1 protein-coding gene is annotated in these 1,845 nt (G+C 52.0%); it reads left to right on the top strand.

Annotated elements, in window-relative coordinates:
- Positions 1-1,828 (top strand): ATP-binding protein (locus ACTHSP_RS20240; protein ID WP_440346793.1); only part of this gene is annotated, 1,828 nt, incomplete at its 5' end.
- Positions 1,829-1,845: the final 17 nt, after the last annotated feature.

The raw sequence follows: 1,845 nt of genomic DNA, 5'->3' as shown, positions 1-1,845 counted from the left end.
TACGATTAATTCTTGGTTTGGCAACGATACCCATGAGGCTCTAGAGCGCAGCTTAAACTTGAGCAAATCCGCGCTGAGCTTGGCGGTGGACAACGCTGTCAGCAACGCCACGCCAGTGCAGATCGACTTAATCAGCGCCGCTTCACTGGACGGCAATTTGGGGCAAACGCTGGCACAATCCGCACTTACTGCCGACTTTGCCCAGCTGGCGCTTTATAACGCGACTACCCATAAAGCCGAGAAAAGCATCAATCCCCTGAAACTAAATCAACCCGAACTCAACAAAGAAGGATGGGAGCAGCTGGAGCAGACCGGTTCGGTGCGCAGCTTGGAAAACATCGGCGGCGTGCTGTATGCTCAAGGCTGGATGCTGATCGGTACGCATAAAAATCAGGATTATGCGTTGTTTTTCCGGCAGCCGATTCCGAAAGATGTTGCCCAAGACGCGACGCTGATTGAAGCGGCCCGAGCCAAATATGCCGAACTGAGTTATACCAAAAAAGGCCTGCAAACCTTTTTCCTGTCCACGCTGTTGGTCGCGACATTATTGGCCATCTTTTTGGCGCTGGTGATGGCTTTGTATTTTGCTCGCCGTTTTGTGGCACCGGTATTGTCGCTGGCAGAGGGTGCGCGGGCGGTGGCTCAGGGTGACTTCAGCCAGACTCGGCCGGTATTTCGCAATGACGAGTTCGGCCGTTTGACCCAGTTATTCAACCACATGACCGAGCAATTAGCGATTGCCAAAGAGGCAGACGAGCGCAACCGTTTGCGCGAAGAAGCAGCACGCCATTATTTGGAATGCGTGTTGGAAAGTTTGACTACAGGCGTGATTACTTTGGATGCCAATGGCCGTCTGAAAACCTTTAACAAGGCCGCCGAACAGATTTTGGGCGTTTCGCTGGTGTCTTTGTGGGGCAGTAACTGGCATCAATGGCACGGCAAATCGCCGCAGCAAACCCTGTTGGCCGATGTGTTTGCCGCCATTAATGAAAGCGCCGATAGCAACAAACCCGTCCAAGTCGAATACGCCGCGCCCGATGATGCCCGAATCTTGTTGGGCAAAGCCACCATTTTGCCGGAAGACAATGATAACGGCGTGGTGATGGTGATTGATGACATTACCGTCTTGATGCGGGCGCAAAAAGAGGCCGCATGGGGCGAAGTGGCGAAACGTTTGGCGCACGAAATCCGTAATCCGCTTACGCCTATCCAGCTTTCCGCCGAGAGATTGGCATGGAAATTGCATGATAAACTAGATGAACAAGATGCCCAAATTCTCAGCCGTTCAACCGATACCATCGTCAAACAGGTGGCCGCGCTGAAAGAAATGGTCGAAGCGTTCCGCAACTATGCGCGTGCGCCGTCGCTGAATTTAGAAAAACAAAATTTAAACGGTTTGGTGTCGGAAGTATTGGTATTATATGAGGCCGGCGTGTGCAAGTTTAATGCGCGGCTCAGCGCCGACACCTTGCCGATTGTTGCCGATACGACGGCGATGCGCCAAGTGTTGCATAACTTATTTAAGAATGCCGCAGAAGCGGCAGAGTCGGACGAAACGCCGCAAGTAAACGTCGAAACAGGGCGCGAAGGCGGACAGGTTTTCCTGACCGTCTGTAACAACGGCAAAAGTTTCGGCAAAGAAATGCTGCACAATGCTTTTGAGCCGTACGTTACCGACAAACCGACAGGAACGGGACTTGGTTTGCCCGTTGTGAAAAAAATTATCGAGGAGCATGGCGGCCGTATCAGCCTGAGCAATCAGAACAGTGGCGGCGCGTGCGTCAAAATAGCTTTACCGGAAATGGCAGAAACTTATGCGAAGCAGTGATATTTTGATTGTAGATG

Source organism: Neisseria sp. P0001.S005 (genome assembly GCF_051963715.1).
Note: the sequence above shows the minus strand (reverse complement) of the source record. Positions and strands in the feature narration are given on the sequence as shown.